Origin of the sequence: Pseudomonas reidholzensis, from assembly GCF_900536025.1 — a bacterium.
Lineage (GTDB): Bacteria > Pseudomonadota > Gammaproteobacteria > Pseudomonadales > Pseudomonadaceae > Aquipseudomonas > Aquipseudomonas reidholzensis.
Genome location: NZ_UNOZ01000039.1, coordinates 120,571 through 137,450 on the forward strand (window position 1 = coordinate 120,571; position 16,880 = coordinate 137,450).

Annotated in this window: 15 protein-coding genes; 6 read left to right on the plus strand and 9 right to left on the minus strand. The window is 62.5% G+C overall.

What is annotated here, in order from left to right; all coding sequences use genetic code 11:
* Nucleotides 1-32: 32 nt before the first annotated feature.
* From CCOS865_RS27080 to gpmI, 4 genes are all read right to left on the minus strand, one after another.
* Nucleotides 33-797, minus strand: a complete 765-nt coding sequence (locus CCOS865_RS27080) for a divergent polysaccharide deacetylase family protein (protein WP_119146703.1) — start codon at nucleotides 795-797, stop codon at nucleotides 33-35.
* 8 nt (nucleotides 798-805) lie between these two features.
* The gene (locus CCOS865_RS27085) at nucleotides 806-2,137 is read right to left on the minus strand and encodes a S41 family peptidase (protein WP_119146705.1); all 1,332 of its coding nucleotides are present in this window, start codon (nucleotides 2,135-2,137) and stop codon (nucleotides 806-808) included.
* Nucleotides 2,138-2,218: 81 nt separating this feature from the next.
* Nucleotides 2,219-3,520: a murein hydrolase activator EnvC family protein gene (locus tag CCOS865_RS27090; RefSeq protein ID WP_119146707.1), complete on the minus strand. Its 1,302-nt coding sequence runs from the start codon at nucleotides 3,518-3,520 to the stop codon at nucleotides 2,219-2,221.
* A 137-nt stretch (nucleotides 3,521-3,657) separates the two neighbouring features.
* A complete protein-coding gene (gpmI, locus tag CCOS865_RS27095) occupies nucleotides 3,658-5,193 on the minus strand; it encodes a 2,3-bisphosphoglycerate-independent phosphoglycerate mutase (RefSeq protein WP_119146709.1) in 1,536 nt (511 codons plus the stop codon).
* 205 nt (nucleotides 5,194-5,398) lie between these two features.
* Between gpmI and CCOS865_RS27100 the strand changes: the two genes are divergently transcribed.
* Genes CCOS865_RS27100 through secB form a run of 3 tightly spaced genes read left to right on the plus strand, consistent with a single transcriptional unit; the run spans nucleotide 5,399 to nucleotide 6,593 of the window.
* Nucleotides 5,399-5,812: a rhodanese-like domain-containing protein gene (locus CCOS865_RS27100; RefSeq protein ID WP_119146711.1), complete on the plus strand. Its 414-nt coding sequence runs from the start codon at nucleotides 5,399-5,401 to the stop codon at nucleotides 5,810-5,812.
* Between the two features lies 1 nt (nucleotide 5,813).
* Nucleotides 5,814-6,068: a glutaredoxin 3 gene (gene grxC, locus CCOS865_RS27105; RefSeq protein ID WP_119146713.1), complete on the plus strand. Its 255-nt coding sequence runs from the start codon at nucleotides 5,814-5,816 to the stop codon at nucleotides 6,066-6,068.
* 39 nt (nucleotides 6,069-6,107) lie between these two features.
* Nucleotides 6,108-6,593: a protein-export chaperone SecB gene (gene secB, locus CCOS865_RS27110; protein ID WP_119146715.1), complete on the plus strand. Its 486-nt coding sequence runs from the start codon at nucleotides 6,108-6,110 to the stop codon at nucleotides 6,591-6,593.
* A gap of 59 nt (nucleotides 6,594-6,652) precedes the next feature.
* On the opposite strand, the gene trmL is transcribed toward secB, so the two are convergent.
* Nucleotides 6,653-7,108 carry a tRNA (uridine(34)/cytosine(34)/5-carboxymethylaminomethyluridine(34)-2'-O)-methyltransferase TrmL gene (gene trmL, locus CCOS865_RS27115; protein ID WP_119146717.1) on the minus strand — a complete coding sequence of 152 codons (456 nt, stop codon included), beginning with the start codon at nucleotides 7,106-7,108 and terminating at the stop codon, nucleotides 6,653-6,655.
* On the opposite strand from trmL, the gene CCOS865_RS27120 reads away from it, so the two are divergent.
* Nucleotides 7,107-7,544 carry a hypothetical protein gene (locus tag CCOS865_RS27120; RefSeq protein WP_119146719.1) on the plus strand — a complete coding sequence of 146 codons (438 nt, stop codon included), beginning with the start codon at nucleotides 7,107-7,109 and terminating at the stop codon, nucleotides 7,542-7,544. The genes trmL and CCOS865_RS27120 overlap by 2 nt on opposite strands.
* Before the next feature lie 580 nt (nucleotides 7,545-8,124).
* Here CCOS865_RS27120 and ntrC read toward each other — a convergent pair.
* The 3 genes from ntrC to glnA all read right to left on the minus strand — a co-directional run bounded on the left by ntrC (nucleotide 8,125) and on the right by glnA (nucleotide 12,422).
* Complete coding sequence (gene ntrC, locus CCOS865_RS27125) at nucleotides 8,125-9,561, minus strand: nitrogen regulation protein NR(I) (protein WP_119146721.1); 1,437 nt, start codon at nucleotides 9,559-9,561, stop codon at nucleotides 8,125-8,127.
* Nucleotides 9,561-10,643, minus strand: a complete 1,083-nt coding sequence (gene glnL / locus CCOS865_RS27130; protein ID WP_119146723.1) for a nitrogen regulation protein NR(II) — start codon at nucleotides 10,641-10,643, stop codon at nucleotides 9,561-9,563. The genes ntrC and glnL overlap by 1 nt, the downstream gene beginning before the upstream one ends.
* 372 nt (nucleotides 10,644-11,015) lie before the next feature.
* Nucleotides 11,016-12,422, minus strand: coding sequence for a type I glutamate--ammonia ligase (glnA, locus tag CCOS865_RS27135; RefSeq protein ID WP_119146725.1), 1,407 nt, complete (start codon nucleotides 12,420-12,422; stop codon nucleotides 11,016-11,018).
* 459 nt (nucleotides 12,423-12,881) lie between these two features.
* Here glnA and thiI point away from each other — a divergent pair, with 459 nt between their 5' ends.
* Together thiI and typA are read left to right on the plus strand one after the other, a co-directional pair.
* Nucleotides 12,882-14,336, plus strand: coding sequence for a tRNA uracil 4-sulfurtransferase ThiI (gene thiI / locus CCOS865_RS27140; protein WP_119146727.1), 1,455 nt, complete (start codon nucleotides 12,882-12,884; stop codon nucleotides 14,334-14,336).
* A 128-nt stretch (nucleotides 14,337-14,464) separates the two neighbouring features.
* Nucleotides 14,465-16,285 (plus strand): translational GTPase TypA, encoded by a 1,821-nt coding sequence (typA, locus tag CCOS865_RS27145; RefSeq protein ID WP_119146729.1) that lies wholly within the window; start codon nucleotides 14,465-14,467, stop codon nucleotides 16,283-16,285.
* A 103-nt stretch (nucleotides 16,286-16,388) separates the two neighbouring features.
* Here typA and CCOS865_RS27150 read toward each other — a convergent pair whose 3' ends face one another.
* A complete protein-coding gene (locus tag CCOS865_RS27150) occupies nucleotides 16,389-16,793 on the minus strand; it encodes a YkgJ family cysteine cluster protein (protein WP_119146731.1) in 405 nt (134 codons plus the stop codon).
* Nucleotides 16,794-16,880 lie beyond the last annotated feature (87 nt).

Sequence of the window (16,880 nt, forward strand, 5' to 3'; positions counted from 1 at the left end):
GCCCGGACGCTTGCGTTCGGGCCTTTTGCATTTCAGCGGTTGCTGTAGCGACCGTGCTTGCCGTGGGCCGGCATGGCCTGGTTGCCGCGTTCGGCGATCATCTGCTGCAGGCCGATCAGTTCGATGCCCTGGCTTTTGAGCCGGGGCATTTCCCGTTCCAGCACGTCCAGCGTCTCGGGGTAGGGATGCCCGATCAACACCGCCGAGCCTTGCCGGCGCGCCAGTTCGACGCCTTGCTGCAACTGGGCCTGGATAGCGTCACGGGTGCGCACATCGTCAAGGAACACATCCCGCGAGACATGCGCCAGGTCCAGTGCCTGGGCCTTGGCCGCCGCCACCGTGGCTGCGCTGGTGCGGCTGTCGACGAAGAACAGGTGGCGCCGTTGCAGCTCGGCCATCAGCCAGGCCATCGGCTCGCGCTGGGCGGTCATGCGGCTGCCCATGTGGTTGTTGATCCCAGCGGCATACGGGACCTTGGCCAATGCCGCGTCAAGGCGGCTGGCCAGCTCCGTCAGGGTCAGTTCGGGGTGCCAGGCGTAGGGCCCGGTGGCCGGGTCCATTGGCATGTGCAGGATCACCGTGCTGCCGGCCTTGTGCGCCTGGCGGGCAAAGTCGGTGGCGTGCGGGGTATCGGGCATGATCGCCAAGGTGACCGGGCCGGGCAGGGCCAGCGTGCGGCTGTCGCGCTCGCTGCTCTGCCCCAGGTCGTCGATGATGATGCTCATGTAGGCCTTGGCGGGCGCCGCGTGTGCGGCGCCCGCCAGCAGGCAGAACAGCGTCAACAGCAGATAACGCATGGGCAGGCTCAGTCGCCCTTGGTGATGTTCAGGCCTTTGAGCAGGCTCAGCGCCTGGCTCAGCTGGAAGTCATCGTCCTGTGGGCGATCCTTGCGCTTGCTGCTGCCCGTCGGGCGATCGGCGCCGCCGTTGCCGTTGCCCAGGTGACCCTGCAGGTCGGCTTCCTTGAAGTTCTCGGTGTCGGCTTCGGCGGTGAGCTTGGCCGGGCGCACTTCGATGTCCGGGACAATCCCCTGGGCCTGGATCGAGCGGCCGTTAGGGGTGAAGTACAGCGCCGTGGTGAGTTTCAGGGCGCGGTCGTTGGCCAGCGGCAGGACGGTCTGCACCGAGCCTTTGCCGAAGCTGTCGGTCCCCATCAGCACACCGCGCTTCTGGTCTTGCAGTGCACCCGCGACGATCTCCGAGGCGGAGGCGCTGCCACCGTTGATCAGCACCACCAGCGGCACGCCTTCACTGGCGTCGGCGGCGTTGGCCGAGAAGCGTAGTTCGGAGTTGGCGATGCGGCCTTTGGTGTAGACGATGAGGCCCTTGGTGAGGAAGTGGTCGGCCACTTCCACTGCCGACTGCAACACGCCGCCGGGGTTGTTGCGCAGGTCGAGGACCACGCCGCGCAGCTTCTTGCCGTTGTCCTTGCGCAACTTGGCCAGGGCCTTGCCGACCTCGTCGCCGGTCTTGACCTGGAACTGGGTAATGCGGATGTAGCCGTAGTTGTTTTCCAGCAACTGGCTCTTCACGCTCTTGACCTGGATGACCGCGCGGGCCAGGGTCACGTCGAACGGCGTGCCGCCGTCACGGACCAGGGTCAGGGTGATCTTTTCGCCGATCTTGCCGCGCATCTTGTCGACGGCTTCGGTCATGGTCTGGCCGCGGGTCGGCGCGCCATTGATCTTGACGATCAGGTCGCCCGCCTCGATGCCGGCGCGTGAGGCCGGGGTATCGTCGATCGGCGAGACGACTTTGACGAAGCCGTCTTCCTGGCCGACTTCGATGCCCAGCCCGCCGAATTCGCCGCTGGTGCTTTCCTGCAGCTCCTGGAAGTCTTCGGGGCCGAGGTAGGCCGAGTGCGGGTCAAGGTTGCTGAGCATGCCCTTGATGGCGTTTTCCAGCAGGGTCTTGTCGTCTACCGGCTCGACATAGGCGGCCTTGATCCGGTCCATGACCTCGGCAAAGGTGCGCAGCTCTTCGAGCGGCAGCGGCGACTTCGCCGTGACCTCGGTGGCCGGCACTGGCGCGGGCGCAGCAGCAGCTGGCTTGGCCGGCTCGGCGGCGTGGGCCAGGGGCGCACCGATCGCCAGGGCGACGGTCAGGGCCAGTTGGGTGAGGCGAGGCGAGTGCAGCATGTCGAACGAACTCCTGATCCTGTTGGTGCTCCCGGGGGAGCAACGGTGCAGCCACCGTAAACCGTAAAAGGTAAAAAATGCCTAGCCACGGCACCATTGCGCCGGGTCGCTGGGGCGGCCCTGCTGGCGAATGGCGAAGTACAAGCCTGCGCTGTCCTGGCCACCGCTGTCACCCACGGTGGAGATCGCTTCGCCGGCCTTGACCACGTCGCCGGCGCTCTTGAGCAGGCTCTGGTTGTGGCCGTACAGGCTCAGGTAACCATTACCATGGTCGAGAATGACCAGAAGTCCAGCACCGCGCAACCAGTCGGCGAACACCACGCGACCGCCGTGCACGGCGCGTACCTGGGTGCCGGTGGAGGCGCTGATCATCACCCCATCCCACTTGGCTCGGGCATCGCCACCGCGTGCATCGCCGAAGCGTGCCAGCAGTCGACCATTGACGGGCCATGGAAGTTTGCCGCGGGCCGCAGAAAAAGCACCGCCGTAGTTGGCGCCGTCGCCGGACACCAGCGGCCCGAGGGTGGTCAGGGCCTTTTTCTTCGGCGCTTCGACGGCTTCGGGGGTTGCCCGAGCGGCGGCGGCCAGCGCCTCCTGCTGGCGGCGTTTTTCGGCTTCCTGCTGGGCCAGCAAGGCTTTCTGGCGGGCCTCTTCGGCCTCACGGGCCTGGCGCGCCAGGGTCTCTTCGATGGTCTTGAGGACCTTGCCCAGCTCGGCCTGGTCCTGCTCGCGGGCGGCCAGCTTCTGGTCGCGCTCTTTCAGGTCACTGTTGAGTTTGGCCAGCACCTGCTGGCGCTTGCTGCGTTCGCCTTCGAGCGCCTGGCGGCGGCTGTCGAGGTCGCCTTGCTGGGCCAGCAACTGGCTTTGCTGGCTGGCGATGTCCTGCTCGACGTTGGCCAGCTGGCGCAGGGTCTCGTTGAAGGTGCGCAGTTGTTCCAGGCGCGCCTTGCTCAGGTAATCGTAATAGGTGAGGGTGCGGGCGAACTTCTCAGGATTCTGCTGGTTGAGCAGCAGCTTGAGGTATTCCTCGCGACCGTTCTGGTAGGCCGAACGGGCCTGGATGGCGATCAGCTGTTGTTGTTCAGTGCGGGCGGACTGGAGTTTTTTTTTCTCGCTATCAAGGCGCTCCAGTTCGCCCTGGGTCTTTTTTAGTTCGTGTTGCAGGGCCTCCACCTGCTTCTCCAGCTCGCCGATGTCGGTCTCGGTGCTCTTGAGGTCTTTTTGCACACCGGATTTTTCAGCCTGGAGCTTGCCCAGCGTCTTCTTGAGCTCGGCGATGTCCTGGCGGGTGGCATCCAGTTGTTGCTGGGTCTGCACGCGCTCGTCGGCGAAGGCCGGGCTGAGCAGGCAGGACAGGGCTAGAAGAATCAGGGCGCGGCGCATGAGGTTGGGCGTACCAGGGATGGAGACTGGCCTAGTATGCCCGCCCGGGCCTGCAAAAAAAACGCCTCGCGGCATCTGCGGCGAGGCGTTTGTCTGGAAACCCGTGCAATCGGGGCCGCAAAGCGGCCCCGGCGGCATCAGGCATCCACCAGGATCGAGGTGCCGGTCATTTCGGCAGGCTTGTCCAGGCCCAGCAGTTGCAGCATGGTCGGCGCGACATCGGCGAGCACGCCGCCGTCACGCACCTTCAGCTTGCGCTTGCCGACATAAATGAACGGTACCGGCTCGGTGGTGTGGGCGGTGTGCGCCTGGCCGGTGCATTCGTCTTCCATCTGCTCGACGTTGCCGTGGTCGGCGGTGATCAGCGCTTCGCCGTCAACCTTGTCCAGCGCCTCGACGATGCGCCCGACGCAGGTGTCCAGCGCCTCGACGGCCTTGACCGCGGCGTCGAACACGCCGGTGTGGCCGACCATGTCGCCATTCGCGTAGTTGACCACGATGACGTCGAAACGCTGCTGCTCGATGGCCTCGACGATACGGTCGGTGACCTCGGGTGCGTTCATCTCCGGCTGCAGGTCGTAGGTGGCGACTTTCGGCGAAGGGATGAGGATGCGCTCTTCGCCTTCGAACGGTTCTTCACGGCCACCCGAGAAGAAGAAGGTGACGTGCGCATACTTCTCGGTTTCGGCGATGCGCAGCTGGGTCTTGCCGTGCTTCGCCAGGTATTCGCCGAGCACGTTGTCCAGGCTGGCCGGGGCGAAGGCCGCGGGCGCGGCGATTTTCGCCGAGTACTGGGTCAGGCCGATGTAGGCGGCGAGCTTGGGCAGGCGGGCCCGCGGGAACTCGTTGAAGTCGGGCTCGACAAACGCCCGCGACAGCTCGCGGGCGCGGTCGGCGCGGAAGTTCATGAAGATCACCGCGTCGCCGTCTTCGACCTTGACCGCCTCGCCGATGCGCGTGGCCTTGACGAACTCGTCGCTCTCGTCGCGGGCGTAGGCGGCTTCGAGGCCGGCCACGGCAGTGTCGGCGCTGTACTCGGCGGCCGAGTCGACGATCAGGTTGTAGGCGGCGCTGACGCGGTCCCAGCGGTTGTCGCGGTCCATCGCGAAGTAGCGGCCGATGATGCTGGCGATGCGGCCCTTGCCGAGCTTGGCGAAGGCGGCGTCGAGCAGCTCGATGGACGACTGCGCGCTGCGCGGCGGCGTGTCACGGCCGTCGAGGAAGGCGTGCAGGTAGATTTTTTCGGCGCCACGCTGGGCGGCCAGCTCGGCCATCGCCACCAGGTGGTCCTGATGGCTGTGGACGCCGCCGTCGGACAGCAGGCCAAGGATGTGCACGGCCTTGCCAGCGCCCGCAGCCTTGTCCACAGCGCCGCAGAGCACCGGGTTTTCGAAGAACTCGCCGTCGCGGATGGCTTTGGTCACCCGGGTGAAGTCCTGGTAGACGACACGCCCGGCCCCCAGGTTCATGTGGCCGACCTCGGAGTTGCCCATCTGCCCGTCCGGCAGGCCGACATCCATGCCGGAGCCTGAGATCAAGCCGTGCGGCAGGGTAGCGCGCAGGCGATCGTAGACCGGTGTGTTGGCTGCAAAGATGGCGTTGTACTCGGGGCTTTCGCTGTGACCGAATCCATCCAGGATGATCAGGACCAGGGGTTTAGGCGTGCTCGTCATCAATCCCACTCACGGTTGCTAGAAGATGATAAAGACACACATTTTAGGGCAAATACGCCATCTGAGGCGAAAATTCCTCTTACGGGTCGAGCAGGGTCCCGGGCGGCGCCGATGAAAGCTGTCCTGCTCCCTGGCCGCTGGGCTTTGGTGGGCCTTGGGGGCTGTGTATACTGGCCGACATTTTCAATCGCCTGGAACACACCTGATGGTTGCCAACCTGATCACATTTGCCACAAACCACTTTATTCTGGTGGCGATCTTCTTCGTTCTGCTGATCCTGCTGCTGATCAACGAAATCCGTCGTGGCGGGCAGAGCCTGAGCAACGCTCAGCTGACTGCGCTGGTCAACGCCGACAAGGCCGTGGTCATCGATATCCGCACCAGCAAAGAGTACTCGGCCGGCCACATCGTTGGCGCCCTGAACATCCCGCAAGACAAGCTCATCAGCCGTATGGCCGAGCTGGACAAGCATAAAGACAAGACCCTGATTCTGGTCGATAGCATGGGCCAGCAGTCTGGCACCCTCTGCCGTGAACTGCTCAAAGCCGGTTACACCGCCGCCAAGCTCAGCGGTGGCGTTTCCAGCTGGAAAGCCGATAACCTGCCCTTGGTGAAGTGATATGAAGCCCGTCATCGTTTATTCCAGCGACTACTGCCCCTATTGCATGCGCGCCAAGTCCCTGCTGCAGAGCAAGGGCGTGGCGTTCGAGGAAATCAAGGTCGACGGTAAACCCCAGGTGCGTGCCGAAATGAGCCACAAGGCCGGCCGTACCTCGGTGCCGCAGATCTGGATCGGCAGCACCCATGTCGGTGGTTGCGATGACCTGTATGCCCTCGAGCGGGCGGGCAAGCTCGACAGCCTTCTCGCGGCCTGATGCACACCGCTTAGAAAACCATTAGGAAAAGGATCTGCCATGACTGACCAACAGAACAACGGCGCCGCCGCCGACGAAACCGCACCTCAATTCTCCATGCAGCGCATCTATGTGCGTGACCTGTCGTTCGAAGCGCCGAAGAGCCCGCAGGTCTTCCGTCAGCAGTGGGAGCCGCAGGTTGCCCTGGACCTGAACACCAAGCAGAAGGCGCTGGAAGGCGACTTCCATGAAGTCGTGCTGACCCTCTCGGTTACCGTCAAGAACGGTGACGAAGTCGCGTTCATCGCCGAAGTGCAACAGGCCGGTATCTTCCTGATCAAGAACCTCGACGCCGCGTCGATGAGCCACACGCTGGGCGCGTTCTGCCCGAACATCCTGTTCCCGTACGCGCGCGAGACCCTGGACAGCCTGGTCACCCGTGGTTCGTTCCCGGCACTGATGCTGTCGCCGGTCAACTTCGACGCCCTGTACGCGCAAGAGATGGAGCGCATGCAGGCCGCTGGCGAAGCGCCGTCGCTGCAGTAATCGCAGCTGCGAGATAAAAAAGCGCCCCTCGGGGCGCTTTTTTTGTGGCGAGTGCCGGCTCAGGCAAAGCCTTGCTGGCGCCAGGCCTCGTACACCGTCACGGCCACGGTATTGGACAGGTTCAAGCTGCGGCACCCTGGCTGCATCGGCAAGCGCAGCTTCTGCTCCGCCGGCAGGCTGTCCAGTACCTCGGCCGGCAAGCCGCGGCTTTCAGGTCCGAACAGGAATGCATCGCCCGGCTGATAGGCCACCTCGTGGAACGGGTGCGAGCCCTTGGTGGTAAACGCGAACAGCCGCGGCTGGCCCAGGCTCTCCAGGCATCCGGCCAGGCTCTCATGGCGCTTGAGCGTGGCATACTCATGGTAATCCAGCCCTGCCCGGCGCAGCCGCTTGTCGTCCAACTCGAAGCCGATCGGATCGATCAGGTGCAGGTGGCAACCGGTGTTGGCACAGAGGCGGATGATATTGCCGGTATTCGGCGGAATTTCTGGTTGAAAAAGGATGACGTGAAACATGCACGGCTCCAAGCATGAAGATGACGGGCATTCTACCCCCGAACCCGACCTGCGTTCGAAAGCCTTCCTGCGGGTCATGCTCTCGCTGGCCCTGTTTGGTGTGCTGGTGGGGCTGATGATCGGCCGCCTGACCGCCCCTGAAGAGCGCGTGCTGGAGCAGGTCGAGGTGGTCCAGGGCGGTCTCGACCTGTGGTTCAACGAAGAGCCCAAGCTGCACGGCGAAAATGTCGAAGGGACCGTCGCGGTGGTGTTCCAGGCCACCGGCAAGGCGGCGCGCGGGCAATTGATGTTGCAGGGCAAGCCGGTCGGCTGGCGGTTGCGCAAGAGTGAGGAAGGTTTGCTGCTGACGGTGGTGGCCGCGCGTGCGCTGCAGGGCGAGTGGGCCGGTGCAGAGGACGCGGGGCGTTGGCGGGTGCAGGTGAGGCTGCACGAATAAAAGAGGGGATTCCCGGCCTGCCTGTACCGAGGTCCCCAGAACCGTGGCGTCTCCTGTGCGGCGTTGGGCCGCCGGGAGGGCGCTGGGTGTTGGCGTGTGCGGCGAGCCGCACGAATAAAAGAGGGGATTCCCGGCCTGCCTGTACCGAGGTCCCCAGAACCGTGGCGCCCCCTGTGCGGCGCTGGGCCGCTGCGAGGACGCTGGGTGTTTGGGTGTGCAGCGAGCCGCACGAATAAAAGAGGGGAATTCCCGGCCTGCCTGTACCGAGGTCCCCGAAACTGGATATACAAGGGTTATTGCAGGTGTCGTGCCAGTTTCGGAAAGCCCGGAAACATTGCGTTTCACGGCGTTTTTGCCAGGTTTTGAGGGGATTTGTGCCTTGGCGCGGTGCGCTCGGCACAGGATCGGTGCACGCGCCCTGAAAAAGCTTGGGGCCGCTTTGCGGCCCATCGCAGGCAAGCCAGCTCCTACAGGTATTGCGCCGCCCTTGAAGTCGACGCGGTCCCTGTAGGAGCTGGCTTGCCTGCGATGGGCTGCAAAGCAGCCCCAAAATCTACAGATTCAGTGCATCAATCCGGGATCAATGCTCATCCCCGTCGTCGTCATCCCCGCCGTCCACCTTCATCCCCAGTTCCTTGATCTTGCGCGTCAGGGTATTGCGCCCCCAGCCGAGCAGCACCGCGGCATCGCGACGACGCCCCGCCGTGTGCTTGAGCGCAGTCTCGATCATGATCCGCTCAAAGCTGGGCACTGCACTGTCGAGCAGGTTCGACTGGCCGCGTGCCAAGGCCTGGTCCGCCCACTGGCGCAGGGCCTGCTCCCAGTTGGTCACCGGCGCCGCGTCCTGCGGCAGGTTGAGCAGCTCGGGCGGCAGGTCGCCGATCAGCACCTCGCGGCTCGAAGCCATCACGGTGATCCAGCGGCAGGTGTTTTCCAGCTGACGGACGTTGCCCGGCCACGGCAGGTTGCGGATGAACTCTTCGGTTTCCGGCTTCAGCAGTTTGGGCTCGACCGCCAGCTCCTGGGCCGCACGGCCAAGGAAGTGCCGGGCCAGGGTGGGGATGTCCTCGCGGCGATCGGCCAGGCGCGGGATATGGATACGAATCACGTTGAGCCGGTGGAACAAGTCCTCACGGAACTTGCCGGCCTGCACCAGGGTTTCCAGGTTCTGGTGGGTCGCGGCGATGATCCGCACGTCGACCTTGACCGGCACATGGCCGCCCACCCGGTAGAACTCGCCATCGGCCAGCACCCGCAGCAGGCGGGTCTGGGTGTCGGCCGGCATGTCGCCGATCTCGTCGAGGAACAAGGTGCCGCCATCGGCCTGTTCGAAGCGCCCGCGGCGCAGGTTGGCTGCGCCGGTGAACGCGCCCTTTTCATGGCCGAACAGCTCCGACTCCATCAGGTCCTTGGGGATCGCCGCCATGTTCAACGCGATGAACGGCGACGCCGCGCGCGGGCTGTGGCGGTGCAGGGCATGCGCCACCAGCTCTTTGCCGGTACCCGACTCACCGTTGATCAATACCGTGATGTTGGAGTGGCTGAGCCGGCCAATGGCGCGAAACACCTCTTGCATGGCCGGTGCTTCGCCGATGATCTCCGGGGTGCGGGTCAGCGTTGGCGGCACGTCCAGGCCCTGTTGCTCCTGGGCATGCTGGTTGGCGCGCTTGACCAGCGAGACCGCCTCGTCGACGTCGAACGGCTTGGGCAGGTACTCGAAGGCACCGCCCTGGTAGGACGCCACGGCGCTGTCCAGGTCGGAGTGCGCGGTCATGATGATCACCGGCAGGCGCGGATGCTGCTCGCGGATCTGCGCCAGCAGGTCGAGGCCGCTGGCCCCCGGCATGCGGATGTCGGAAATGATCACGTCCGGCTGCTGCCGAGCCAGGCGCCCCATCACCCCGTCGGCGCTGTCGAAGCTCTGGGTGGTCATGCCTTCCTGTTGCAGGGCCTTTTCCAGGACCCAGCGGATGGAACGATCATCGTCGACGATCCAGACGGTTTCACTTCGGCTCATTAGGCAGTGGCTCCTTGTTCCAGAGGCAGGAAGATCGAGAACGTGGTGTGGCCGGCGTGGCTTTCGCACTCGATCAGGCCCTGGTGCTGGCTGATGATGTTCTGGGTAATGGCCAGGCCGAGCCCGGTACCGTCCGGGCGTCCGCTGACCATGGGATAGAAGAGGGTGTCCTGCAGTTCCGCCGGGATCCCGGGGCCGTTATCGGTGATCTCGACGCGGGCCACCAGGCGGTGACGGATATGCCCGATGGTGAACTGGCGCACCGCGCGGCTGCGCAGGGTGATGCGGCCCAGGCGCAGTTCGTTCTGGCCGCTGATCGCCTGCATGGCGTTGCGCACGATGTTGAGCACCGCCTGGATCATCTGCTCGCGGTCGATCAGCACGTCCGGCAGGCTGGGGTCGTAGTCACGCACCAAGGTGATGCAGCCCTGGCTTTCGGCCTCGACCAGGCTGCAGACCCGCTCCAGCACTTCGTGGATATTGGTCATGGCCAGCGAGGGCAGCTTGTTCGAGCCGAGCATGCGGTCGACCAGGTTACGCAGGCGGTCGGCTTCCTCGATGATCACGTTGGTGTAATCGCGCAGGCCGTCGTTGGGCAGCTCGCGGGCGAGCAACTGCGCGGCGCCGCGAATACCGCCCAGCGGATTCTTTATTTCGTGGGCCAGGCCGCGCACCAGCATCTTGGTGGTTTCCTGCTTGGACAGCTGGGCTTCTTCCTTGGTGATGCGCAGCAGTCGGTCGCGCGGGTGCACTTCCAGCAGCAGCAGGGTCTGGCCCTGGTGCAGGATCGGCGTAACGGCGTAATCGACAGTGATGCTCTGGCCGGTCAGCGAGGTCAGCTGCGCTTCGCGCTTGGTGAACGGGTGCGCCTGCTCGACGGCCTGGCGCAGCGAATTGAGCGCCTCGGTCGACTCGGTGAACAACTCGCTGATGAACTGCCCATGACTGCGCTGACCACTCACGGCGAGCAGCATTTCTGCAGCCGGGTTCATGTACTCCAGGCGCAGCTCGGCGTTGAGCAGGAGCGTGGCAGTGGTCAGGTTGTCCAGAAGCAGGCGGTGCTGTGCATCGCTGATGGTCATGGGGCGTCGTCGACCTCTTTTGGCACATGGGCCGCCGCTGGCTGAACCAAGGGCGGGCGCGCTGGTGATCCGCGTGATGGTTTGAAAATGCAAGAAACAAACCAAGGCTCCGAAAAGAAGCGGTATTACCTGATAAAGCCCTGAATATGCGCTATTGCGAGCCAGAATCTGCGGATGAAACGATTCATGTGATCCATATTGGGGTGCATTGCGGGGCATCTCACCCAATGACGCACCAATATAGAGCATAGAAGACAGTGGGCAGGGAGGAGGCGTGCGTGCGGCAAGGTTCTCACCGTCGCAGAAACGAAAACGGCCTCCCGAGGGAGGCCGTCTTCAGTTGATGCTTAGCGACGCCAGGCGTCGCTCACATCAGCAGCTGTAGTACAGCTCGTATTCCAGCGGGTGCACGAAGGTACGGACCTTGATCTCTTCTTCGCTCTTCAGCTCGATGAAGGCATCGATGAAGTCGTCGGAGAACACGCCGCCCTTGGTCAGGAACGCACGGCCTTTATCCAGCTCTTCCAGAGCCTCTTTCAGGCTGCCGCACACTTGCGGGATGTCTTTGGCTTCTTCAGGCGGCAGGTCGTAGAGGTTCTTGTCGGCTGCGTCGCCTGGGTGGATCTTGTTCTGGATGCCGTCCAGGCCAGCCATCAGCAGGGCCGCGAAGGCCAGGTACGGGTTGGCCGATGGGTCCGGGAAGCGCGCTTCGATACGGCGAGCCTTAGGGCTGCTGACGTAAGGAATACGGATCGAGGCGGAACGGTTGCGCGCCGAGTAGGCCAGCATTACCGGTGCTTCGAAACCTGGGACCAGACGCTTGTAGGAGTTGGTCGACGGGTTGGTGAAGCCGTTCAGGGCCTTACCGTGTTTGATGATGCCGCCGATGAAGTACAGGGCGGTATCGGACAGGCCGGCATAGCCTTCACCTGCGAAGGTGTTCTTGCCGTCTTTCCAGATCGACATGTGCACGTGCATGCCCGAGCCGTTGTCGCCGTACAGCGGCTTAGGCATGAAGGTAGCGGTGCGGCCGTAAGCGTCGGCAACGTTGTGCACGACGTACTTCAGGGCCTGGACTTCGTCAGCTTTCTTCACCAGGGTGTTGAACTTGACGCCGATTTCGTTCTGGCCGGCAGTCGCCACTTCGTGGTGGTGAACTTCGACGATCTGACCCATTTCTTCCAGTGCGTTGCACATGGCAGTACGGATTTCGTGGTCGTGATCGAACGGAGGAACCGGGAAGTAGCCGCCTTTGACGCCTGGGCGGTGGCCTTTGTTGCCGCCTTCGATGTCAGCACCGGTCATCCACGAGCCTTGCTCGGAGAAGATCTTGAACATCGAGCCGGAGATGTCCGACTGGAACTTCACTTCGTCGAAGATGAAGAACTCAGGCTCTGGACCGGCGAACACGGTGTCACCGATGCCGGTGCTCTTGAGGAATTCTTCGGCGCGCTTGGCGATCGCACGTGGGTCGCGATCGTAGCCGAGCATGCTCGACGGGTCGACGATGTCGCAGGTGATGATCAGGGTCGGTTCTTCGGTGAACGGGTCCAGCACGGCAGTGTCGTCAACCGGCATCAGGATCATGTCGGAGGCTTCGATGCCTTTCCAGCCAGCGATGGACGAACCGTCGAACATCTTGCCGACTTCGAAGAAGTCTTCGTCCAGACCATCGCGCGCCGGCATGGTCACGTGATGCTGAGTGCCTTTGGTGTCTGTGAAACGCAGATCAATCCACTTGACGTCATGATCTTTGATGAGCTGAACCGACTTCGACATGTTGTCCTCCGGAGGGTCTAGAGCGCGGTGGGCCGCTGCTCTGGAAAAAGGGTGTGGCCGGGCGCGCATAGTCGGCCAAGCTTACCTGCCTCACAAGGGAGCAAATTGCATGCCAGTGCCCGAAAATGGCGAGCCTGAGACAAAAGCAGGCGTTTGCGGGCACATTGGCTACGGCTGCGGAAGAAAAACGCACTCATAAGATGCAGAATTTGCCTGCGGCGCACCAAGCTGGTGCGCGCTGGGTCTTCGTGCTTACTTTGAGGGCTTCTTCACCGCTCAAGTGGCACCTGCTAGCCTTCGGAGGGCTCAGCAATACCCTGAGGCGGCGGGTTTACCCGCGAAAGCGGCGGCCCTGACGGCCTACAAACCTTTCTGTACAAAAGTTGGTCAAATCCTGAGCAATTTCCGCTATAATTCGCGCCCCTCATTTTCGGCAGGCCCTGGGCGCGCTGTTTACCCATGAAACTTATCGTCAAAGTCTTCCCAGAAATCACCATCAAGAGCCGGCCGGTGCGCAAGCGCTTCATCCGTCAGCTCTCGAAGAACATCCGCAACGTGCTCAAGGATATCGACCCTGAGCTGAAGGTTGACGGTGTCTGGGATAATCTCGAAGTGGTCACCCGCGTCGAAGACGAGAAGCTGCAGCGCGAAATGATCGAGCGTCTGTCGTGCACGCCGGGGATCACCCACTTCCTGCAGGTCGAGGAATACCCGCTGGGCGACTTCGACGACATCGTCGAGAAGTGCAAGGCGCATTACGGTCATCTGCTGGCCGGCAAGCGCTTCGCCGTGCGCTGCAAGCGCGGCGGCCACCACGACTTCACCTCGATGGATGTCGACCGTTATGTTGGCAGCCAATTGCGCCAGCAGTGCGGTGCCGCCGGCATCGACCTGAAGAACCCGGAAATCAAGGTGCGGATGGAAATCCGCAACCAGCGCCTGTACGTCATCCACAACCAGCATCAGGGCATTGGCGGCTATCCGCTGGGCGCCCTGGAGCAGACCCTGGTACTGATGTCCGGTGGCTTCGACTCCACCGTGGCGGCCTACCAGATGATGCGTCGCGGCCTGATGACCCACTTCTGCTTCTTCAACCTTGGCGGCCGTGCCCACGAGTTGGGGGTGATGGAAGTCGCCCACTACCTGTGGAAGAAGTACGGCAGCAGCCAGCGCGTGCTGTTCATCAGCGTGCCGTTCGAAGAAGTGGTCGGCGAGATTCTCGGCAAGGTCGACAACAGCTACATGGGCGTGACCCTCAAGCGCATGATGCTGCGTGCTTCGGCGAACATCGCCGATCGCCTGCAGATCGACGCGCTGGTGACGGGTGAGGCGATTTCCCAGGTCTCCAGCCAGACCCTGCCCAACCTTGCGGTGATCGACCAGGCCACCGAAAAACTGGTGCTGCGTCCGCTGCTGGCCAGCCACAAGCAGGACATCATCGATACCGCTTATCAGATCGGCACCGCCGAGTTTGCCAAGCACATGCCAGAATACTGTGGCGTGATCTCCGTGAACCCGACCACCTGCGCCAAGCCGCACCGGGTCGTGCACGAAGAGAAGCAGTTCGACATGCAAGTGCTGGAGCGCGCCCTTGAGCGTGCCCGCTTCATTTCGATCGACAACGTCATCGACGAGTTGGGCCAGGACATTCAGGTCGAAGAAGTGGCCGAAGCCATGCCCGGCCAGATCGTCATCGACATTCGTCACCCCGATGCCCAGGAAGACGAACCCCTGGTGATCGACGGCGTCGAAGTCCAGGTCATGCCTTTCTATGCCATCAACAGCCGCTTCAAGCACCTGGATGGCAACCGTCAGTACCTTCTTTATTGCGACAAGGGCGTCATGAGTCGCCTGCATGCGCATCACCTGCTCAGTGAGGGACATGCCAATGTGCGTGTTTATCGTCCGGCATAAGACGCCAGGGCTGTATGGCGGCAGCATCCGCCATCGCCCTCCCGACCAATGGGCCCGCTGAGCCTTTTACCTTCATATTGGCCGCCTAGACTGGGCGGCAAACCGAATCCTCTGATCGAGATACATTTGTGATCGAAAATCTGCGTAACATCGCCATCATCGCCCACGTTGACCATGGTAAAACCACCCTGGTCGACAAACTCCTGCGTCAGTCCGGCACTCTGGAGCGTAACGAGCTCAACGACGAGCGCGTCATGGACTCCAACGACCAGGAAAAAGAGCGCGGTATTACCATTCTGGCGAAAAACACCGCCATCAACTGGAATGGCTACCACATCAACATCGTCGACACCCCCGGCCACGCCGACTTCGGTGGCGAAGTTGAGCGTGTGATGTCGATGGTTGACTCGGTGCTGCTGCTGGTCGACGCCCAAGACGGCCCGATGCCGCAAACCCGCTTCGTGACCAAGAAGGCGTTTGAAGCCGGCCTGCGTCCAATCGTGGTTATCAACAAGGTTGACCGTCCAGGCGCGCGTCCGGACTGGGTTCTGGACCAGATCTTCGACCTGTTCGACAACCTCGGTGCGACCGAAGAGCAACTGGACTTCCAGGTTGTCTACGCCTCGGCCCTGAACGGCATTGCCGGTCTGGATCACACCGCCATGGCTGAAGACATGACCCCGCTGTACCAAGCGGTCATCGACCACGTTCCAGCGCCTGCTGTCGACCGTGACGGCCCGTTCCAGATGCAGATCTCGGCACTGGACTACAACAGCTTCCTGGGTGTTATCGGTGTTGGCCGTATCGCCCGTGGTCGCGTCAAGCCGAACACCCCGGTCGTCGCTATCGACGCCGACGGCAAAGAGCGCAAAGGCCGCATCCTGAAGCTGATGGGTCACCACGGCCTGCACCGCATCGACGTTGAAGAAGCAGCTGCCGGCGACATCGTCTGCATCAGCGGCTTCGACGAGCTGTTCATCTCCGACACCCTGTGCGACCCACTGAACGTCGAAGCGATGAAGCCGCTGACCGTCGACGAGCCAACCGTTTCCATGACCTTCCAGGTAAACGACTCGCCATTCTGCGGTAAAGAAGGCAAGTTCGTGACCTCCCGTAACATCAAGGAGCGTCTGGACAAAGAGCTGCTGTACAACGTTGCACTGCGCGTTGAAGAAGGCGACTCGGCTGACAAGTTCAAGGTTTCCGGCCGTGGTGAGCTGCACCTGTCGGTACTGATCGAAACCATGCGTCGCGAAGGCTTCGAGATGGCCCTGGGCCGTCCGGAAGTGATCATTCGTGAAGTGAACGGCGTCAAGCAAGAACCGTTCGAAAACGTCACCATCGACATCCCTGAAGAATCGCAGGGCAAGGTCATGGAAGAGATGGGTCTGCGTAAAGGCGACCTGACCAACATGGTGCCGGATGGCAAAGGCCGTGTGCGTCTGGAATACAACATCCCTGCTCGTGGTCTGATCGGTTTCCGTAACCAGTTCCTGACCCTGACCAACGGTGCTGGCATCCTGACCTCGATCTTCGACCGTTACGACACCGTCAAGTCGGGCCACATGTCCGGCCGTCAGAACGGCGTTCTGGTTTCGGTTGAAACCGGCAAGGCACTGACCTACTCGCTGGAAACCCTGCAGGCTCGCGGCAAGCTGTTCGTAGAACACGGCCAAGAGATCTACAACGGTCAGATCGTCGGCCAGAACAGCCGCGACAACGACCTGGGTGTGAACCCAACCAAAGGCAAGAAGCTCGACAACATGCGTGCTTCGGGTAAAGACGAGACCATCGCCCTGGTCCCACCTGTTCGCTTCACCCTGGAACAGGCCCTGGAATACATCCAGGAAGACGAGCTGTGCGAAGTCACGCCGAAGTCCATCCGTCTTCGCAAGAAGATCCTGGACGAAAGCGAGCGTACCCGCGCTGCCAAGAAAGCCAAGAACTGAGTTAGTTCAGGCTGAATGAAAACGCCCCCGGTCGCGAGACCGGGGGCGTTTTTGTTTGTGCGTTCATTCGAGGCGCCGGGGCCGCTTGGCGGCCCCAGATGGATCAGCGCGTGACCGCCTTGGGCTTGTACGCGCAATACCCTGGCCGCGGGCCGATCTTGGGATGGTTGCGGCAGGTGTCCGGGCGCTTGTCATAAATGGTGCACAGGCGGCTCTTGCGATCCAGGTACAGGCAGTCGTCGTTGCTCATCCGGGTCAGGGTGAAGATCCCCGACTTCTGGTTGAAGCGCTCGATGATGCCGTCCTTCTGCAGGCGCTTGGCGACGTTTTTCGGCGGTTCGTCCTTTTCGAAGTCATCGACCACGCCAATGCGGATCAGGTCTTTGATCTTCACTTCGACGGGCAGCGTGCAGCAGGTCGAATGGCAGCCCCCGCACATATGGCTGGAATAGCGCTGCCAGGTGTCCAGGCGGTCGACTTCGGCCGCGGCAATCAATGTCGGTTTCATAATTATGGGGGGCAGATCACGGTCTTGGGGCGCGCGATGATACCGGAGTTGTTCAATTTGTGAACAACCTTTTGCCCGATTCCTCCC

What these genes read in the sequence shown, in the direction of transcription:
- CCOS865_RS27080 (WP_119146703.1), bottom strand. Translation starts at nt 797, where the DNA reads ATGCGTTATCTGCTGTTGACGCTGTTCTGCCTGCTGGCGGGCGCCGCA.
- CCOS865_RS27085 (WP_119146705.1), bottom strand. Translation starts at nt 2,137, where the DNA reads ATGCTGCACTCGCCTCGCCTCACCCAACTGGCCCTGACCGTCGCCCTG.
- CCOS865_RS27090 (WP_119146707.1), bottom strand. Translation starts at nt 3,520, where the DNA reads ATGCGCCGCGCCCTGATTCTTCTAGCCCTGTCCTGCCTGCTCAGCCCG.
- gpmI (WP_119146709.1), bottom strand. Translation starts at nt 5,193, where the DNA reads ATGACGAGCACGCCTAAACCCCTGGTCCTGATCATCCTGGATGGATTC.
- CCOS865_RS27100 (WP_119146711.1), top strand. Translation starts at nt 5,399, where the DNA reads ATGGTTGCCAACCTGATCACATTTGCCACAAACCACTTTATTCTGGTG.
- grxC (WP_119146713.1), top strand. Translation starts at nt 5,814, where the DNA reads ATGAAGCCCGTCATCGTTTATTCCAGCGACTACTGCCCCTATTGCATG.
- secB (WP_119146715.1), top strand. Translation starts at nt 6,108, where the DNA reads ATGACTGACCAACAGAACAACGGCGCCGCCGCCGACGAAACCGCACCT.
- CCOS865_RS27120 (WP_119146719.1), top strand. Translation starts at nt 7,107, where the DNA reads ATGCACGGCTCCAAGCATGAAGATGACGGGCATTCTACCCCCGAACCC.
- trmL (WP_119146717.1), bottom strand. Translation starts at nt 7,108, where the DNA reads ATGTTTCACGTCATCCTTTTTCAACCAGAAATTCCGCCGAATACCGGC.
- ntrC (WP_119146721.1), bottom strand. Translation starts at nt 9,561, where the DNA reads ATGAGCCGAAGTGAAACCGTCTGGATCGTCGACGATGATCGTTCCATC.
- glnL (WP_119146723.1), bottom strand. Translation starts at nt 10,643, where the DNA reads ATGACCATCAGCGATGCACAGCACCGCCTGCTTCTGGACAACCTGACC.
- glnA (WP_119146725.1), bottom strand. Translation starts at nt 12,422, where the DNA reads ATGTCGAAGTCGGTTCAGCTCATCAAAGATCATGACGTCAAGTGGATT.
- thiI (WP_119146727.1), top strand. Translation starts at nt 12,882, where the DNA reads ATGAAACTTATCGTCAAAGTCTTCCCAGAAATCACCATCAAGAGCCGG.
- CCOS865_RS27150 (WP_119146731.1), bottom strand. Translation starts at nt 16,793, where the DNA reads ATGAAACCGACATTGATTGCCGCGGCCGAAGTCGACCGCCTGGACACC.